This is a genomic window from Polaromonas sp. P1_G4 (genome assembly GCF_056405475.1).
Genome location: NZ_JBFUCA010000299.1, coordinates 1 through 5,287, shown reverse-complemented (window position 1 = coordinate 5,287; position 5,287 = coordinate 1). Strand labels below are relative to the sequence as shown.

Genomic DNA, 5,287 nt, shown 5'->3' with positions numbered 1-5,287 from the left:
CGCGGCACGCATGGCATCCTCGCGCATGTGCCGCGTTTTTCAACCATGATGGGCTCCCGTCGTATTTTTTGTTATCGTTTTCATCAGTATTGAACCTTTTTCTCGACGTAGCGGAACTGGATGACGGTGAGCGCCACCACGATCACCATCAGCACGACCGACTGCGCAGCCGAGCCGCCCAGGTCCATGGCCTTGAAGCCGTCGTAATACACCTTGTAGACCAGGATGGCTGTGTCCTTGCCTGGCCCGCCCTGCGTGGCGGCGTCGACGATGGCAAACGTGTCGAAGAAGGCATAGACCACGTTGATCACCAGCAGGAAGAAGGTGGTGGGCGACAGCAGCGGGAACTGGATGGTCCAGAAGCGGCGCCAGGGTCGGGCACCGTCAATCGCAGCGGCCTCGATCAGCGATTTCGGTATGGACTGCAGGCCCGCCAGAAAAAACAGGAAGTTATAAGAAATCTGCTTCCACACCGAGGCCATCACGATCAGCGTCATGGCATGGCCGGAGTCGAGCAGATGATTCCAGTTGATGCCTATCTTGCCCAGCGCGTAGGCGACCACGCCCAGCGAGGGAGAAAACATGAACACCCACAGCACGGCCGCCACAGCCGGGGCAACCGCGTAGGGCAACACGAGCATGGTTTTGTAGAACATGCCGCCGCGCACGATGCGGTCGGCAAACACCGCCAGCAACAGTGACAGGCTGATGCCGATGCCGGCCACCATCACTGAGAAAAACGCGGTCGTCTTGAACGACTCCACATAGCTCGGGTCGTCCAGCAATTGCCGAAAATTGGCCAGGCCGACGAATTCGATGGAGGTGCCGAAAGGGTCTTGCTGTTGCAGCGACTGCAGAAGCGCCTGCGCCGCTGGCCAGAAGAAGAACACCAAAATGACCGCCATTTGCGGCAGCAGCAGCAACCAGGGCAGCCAGCTGGATCGGAAGACAACGCGTTTTTCCATAGGGCCTTCGGTGGGCAAAAACCTGTGAGTGCTAAAACATAAAAACCCGCCTGGCCTTCCCCGATGAGGGGGAGAGGGCGCAGCGGGCCGAGTTTAGCCCGCCGTGCGGGCCTGCTCTGTCTCTTGGGCGATCAGCCCTTGTTGGCCTTCTGGAAGCGCTCAAGCTGCTCATTGCCGCGCTTGACGATGGAGCCCAACGCTTCTTTGGCCGTCTTCTTGCCGTTCCAGACCTGCTCGAGTTCTTCGTCCTCGATCGCGCGAATCTGCACATAGTTGCCCAGACGGATGCCGCGGCTCTTGTCCGTGACCTTGCGGATCATTTGCGTCACCGCGACGTCGGTGCCCGGGTTCTGTTTGTAGAAGCCGGACTTTTCGGTCAGGTCGTACGATGCCATCGTCACGGGCAGGTAACCGGTGCGCTTGTGGCTGGCCGACTGCACTTCAGGCGTGGATATGAAGCTGAAGAACTTGGCGACGCCCTTGTATTCGGCCGGCTTTTTGCCCGACATGACCCACAGACTGGCGCCGCCGATGACGGTGTTTTGCGGCGCGCCGGGAACGTCCTGGTAGTAAGGCAGCGGAGCCAGGCCGTAGGCGAACTTGGCGTTTTTGGCCACATTGCCGTAAAAGCCCGAAGACGTGTTGATCATGGCGCACTCGCCCGACACGAAACTGGCTTCCGGCACGTTACCGCGGCCCTTGTAGATAAAGAGGCCCTGTTTGGCCATGTTGGCCAGGTTCTCGATGTGGCGCACGTGCAGCGGCGAATCCACCTTCAGGCGCGCATCCATGCCTTGCAGGCCGTTGGCTTTGGTGGCGAACTCGACGTTGTGCCAGGCCGAGAAACTTTCCACCTGTGTCCAGTTCTGCCAGGCGGTCGTGAAGGGACATTTGTGACCGGAGGCCTTCAGTTTGGCGGCGGCGTTGAYGACTTCAGGCCAGGTGACGGGGGCCTTGTCGGTCGGCAGGCCCGCAGCCTTGAATGCGTCCTTGTTGAAATAGAAGATGGTGGTGGAGCTGTTGAACGGGAAGCTCAACATCTGGCCGTTTGGCGCGGTGTAGTAGCCGGCAACAGCGGGGATGTAGGCTTTCGGATCGAATTTTTCTCCGGCGTCCTGCATGATCTTGCCGACCGGGACGATGGCTCCCTTGCTGGCCTGCATCGTGGCGGTGCCCACTTCAAAAACCTGAAGGATATGCGGCGCATTGCCGGCGCGGAAGGCCGCGATGGAGGCCGTCATGGACTCATCGTACGTGCCCTTGAAGGTGGGCACTACCTTGTATTCCTTCTGGCTCTCATTGAATTGCTTGGCCAGGTCATTGACCCATTCGCCGTTGACGGCCGTCATTGAATGCCACCACTGGATCTCGGTCTGGGCCTGGCTGGCCAGCGGCGCGCACAGGCCGAGGGCCGCGAAGGCGAATGCTGAGAGACGGTTTTTCATTAAAACTCCTGGGATTGGACGCGCACCGGGGCGCGCCACGTTAAACGGGACAGTGTAAAAACTGTTTGTGACACGCGATTTAATCGATTTGCGGGCTTCCCGACAAGCGGGATTTCCATAAGGACACATACGACTTCCATGGCGCCACGGGTAAATGTTGCGCTGCGGTAATATAGGGCAACAGCGCTGGACACGGGTCCGAAGCCGCTGGCTTTTCACGATGAACGCCCCTACTACCCTCCAAGAATTGAACGTCTTTGCCGATGACGCAAAGGCTGGCGAAGCCCGCATCCGCGAGATTCCCTATAACTACACCTCATTTTCCGATCGGGAGGTAGTCATCCGCCTGCTCGGCGAGCGTGCCTGGGACTTGCTGAACCGTCTGCGCGACGAGCGCCGCACCGGCCGCTCCGCGCGCATGCTGTATGAAGTGCTGGGCGATGTCTGGGTCGTGCAGCGCAACCCCTATTTGCAGGACGACCTGCTGGACAACCCCAAGCGGCGCAAGCTGCTGGTCGACGCCTTGCAGCACCGGCTGACCGAAGTCGAAAAACGCCGCACCCCGGATGCAGATCAACAGCGCGACGCCATCGTGGGCGAACTGCTGGACGCCGCTCGCGGCGCCGTCGCCCGCTTCTACACCTCCTTCAGCGAGATGTACGACCTTCGCCGCCTGACGGAACGCAAGCTGCGCAAGCTGACCCTCAAGGACAACATCAAGTTCGACGGCCTTTCGCGGGTGTCGCATGTCACCGATGCGACTGACTGGCGTGTCGAATACCCCTTTGTGGTGCTCACGCCCGACACTGAAGTCGAAATGGCCGGCCTGGTCAAGGCCTGTATCGAGCTTGGCCTGACAATCGTGCCGCGTGGTGGCGGCACCGGCTACACCGGCGGGGCGATTCCGTTGACCTGGAAGTCGGCTGTCATCAATACCGAAAAACTCGAAGCCATGACCGAGGTCGAAATGGTTTCGTTGCCCGGCGTTGACAAGCCAGTGGCTACCGTATGGACTGAAGCCGGCGTGGTCACCCAGCGTGTGGCCGACGCGGCCGAGCGCGGCGGCTTCGTCTTCGCGGTCGACCCGACCTCTGCCGAAGCCTCCTGCATAGGCGGCAACATCGCGATGAACGCGGGCGGCAAGAAGGCCGTGCTGTGGGGCACGGCGCTGGACAACCTGGCTTCGTGGCGCATGGTYACGCCGCAGGCCGAGTGGCTGGAAGTCACGCGCGTGGGTCACAACCTCGGCAAGATCCACGACGCCGAAATGGCCAGCTTCGACCTCCAGTATTTCCAAGCCGACGGCAAAACCCCCATTCGCACCGAGCGGCTGGATATTCCCGGCAAGACTTTCCGCAAGGAGGGCCTGGGCAAAGACGTTACCGACAAATTCCTCAGCGGCTTGCCCGGCATCCAGAAAGAGGGTTGCGACGGCCTCATCACCAGCGCGCGCTGGATCGTGCACCGCATGCCGGCACATACCCGCACGGTTTGCCTCGAATTTTTCGGCAATGCCAAGGACGCGGTGCCCAGCATCGTCGAGATCAAGGATTTCATGTTCGCCGAGCAAAAGCGCGGCGGCGCCATCCTGGCGGGGCTGGAACACCTGGACGACCGCTACCTGAAGGCGGTCGGCTATGCGACCAAATCGAAAAAGCACGGCGGCCTGCCGAAGATGGTGCTCTTTGGCGACATTGCCGGCGACGACGCCGATGTGGTGGCGCGTGCCACCTCGGAAGTTGTGCGCATTGCCAACTCGCGCCACGGCGAAGGTTTTATCGCCATCAGCCCCGACGCCCGCAAGAAATTCTGGCTGGACCGCAAGCGCACCGCCGCGATCTCCAAGCACACCAATGCCTTCAAGATCAATGAAGACGTGGTGATTCCGCTGCCCCGCATGGCCGAATATACCGACGGCATCGAGCAGATCAATATCGAGCTCAGCCTGGCCAACAAGATACGGCTGTGCGACGAGCTGGAGGCTTTTTTCCTCAAGGGCAACCTGCCTTTGGGCAAATCGGACGATGCCAACGATATTCCTTCGGCAGAACTGCTGGAAGACCGTGTGGGCCAGGCGCTGGCGCTGATAGCTGAGGTACGCGCGCTATGGTCCGGCTGGCTGGCGGGTGTAGCGACCTTGTTCCCGCAGTTGCAAGACCATTCGCTGCGCGCCAGCTGGAAAACCGATATCCGGGCCCAGCTTCAGGCGATTTTCTCGGGCGGCGCGTTTTTGCCGATCATCGAAGAATGCAATGCCATCCACAAGCGTGTGCTCAAGGGCCGTGTCTGGGCGGCGCTGCACATGCACGCCGGCGACGGTAACGTGCACACCAACCTGCCCGTCAACAGCGACGACTACGAGATGCTGCAGACCGCGCATGTGGCGGTGGYGCGCATCATGGTGCTGGCTCGTTCGCTGGACGGCGTGATCTCGGGCGAACACGGCATTGGCATCACCAAGCTGGAGTTCCTGACCGACGAAGAGCTGCGGCCCTTTACCGAATACAAGCAAAAAGTCGATCCGGAAGGGCGCTTCAACAAAGGCAAGCTGCTACGAAATCAGGAGCTGCTCGCGCAAGATGGGAGCGGTCTTCAGGCCAAAAACGATGCTAAACCGATATTGCATGCCGACTTGACCAATGCCTATACCCCCAGCTTCGGCTTGATGGGGCATGAGTCGCTGATCATGCAGCAGTCGGACATTGGCGCCATTGCCGACAGCGTGAAGGATTGCCTGCGTTGCGGCAAATGCAAACCGGTGTGCGCCACCCATGTGCCGCGCGCCAACCTGCTGTACAGCCCGCGCAACAAGATTCTGGCCACCTCGCTGCTGGTGGAAGCTTTTCTGTATGAAGAGCAGACCCGGCGCGGCGTGAG

Annotated in this window: 3 protein-coding genes; 1 reads left to right on the top strand and 2 read right to left on the bottom strand. The window is 60.4% G+C overall.

Features of this window, described 5'->3' with window-relative positions; all coding sequences use genetic code 11:
- Window positions 1-83: 83 nt before the first annotated feature.
- Window positions 84-965 (bottom strand): sn-glycerol-3-phosphate ABC transporter permease UgpA, encoded by an 882-nt coding sequence (ugpA, locus tag AC1D1X_RS14905; protein ID WP_477669824.1) that lies wholly within the window; start codon window positions 963-965, stop codon window positions 84-86.
- A 131-nt stretch (window positions 966-1,096) separates the two neighbouring features.
- Complete coding sequence (gene ugpB, locus AC1D1X_RS14900; RefSeq protein WP_477698553.1) at window positions 1,097-2,410, bottom strand: sn-glycerol-3-phosphate ABC transporter substrate-binding protein UgpB; 1,314 nt, start codon at window positions 2,408-2,410, stop codon at window positions 1,097-1,099.
- Between the two features lie 220 nt (window positions 2,411-2,630).
- Between ugpB and AC1D1X_RS14895 the strand changes: the two genes are divergently transcribed.
- Window positions 2,631-5,287, top strand: a 2,657-nt coding sequence (locus AC1D1X_RS14895) for a DUF3683 domain-containing protein (RefSeq protein ID WP_477698552.1), incomplete at its 3' end; no start/stop codon positions are given.

Bases quoted from the DNA above. Each gene is read 5' to 3' on its own strand.
- ugpA (WP_477669824.1), bottom strand. From the start codon at position 965: ATGGAAAAACGCGTTGTCTTCCGATCCAGCTGGCTGCCCTGGTTGCTG.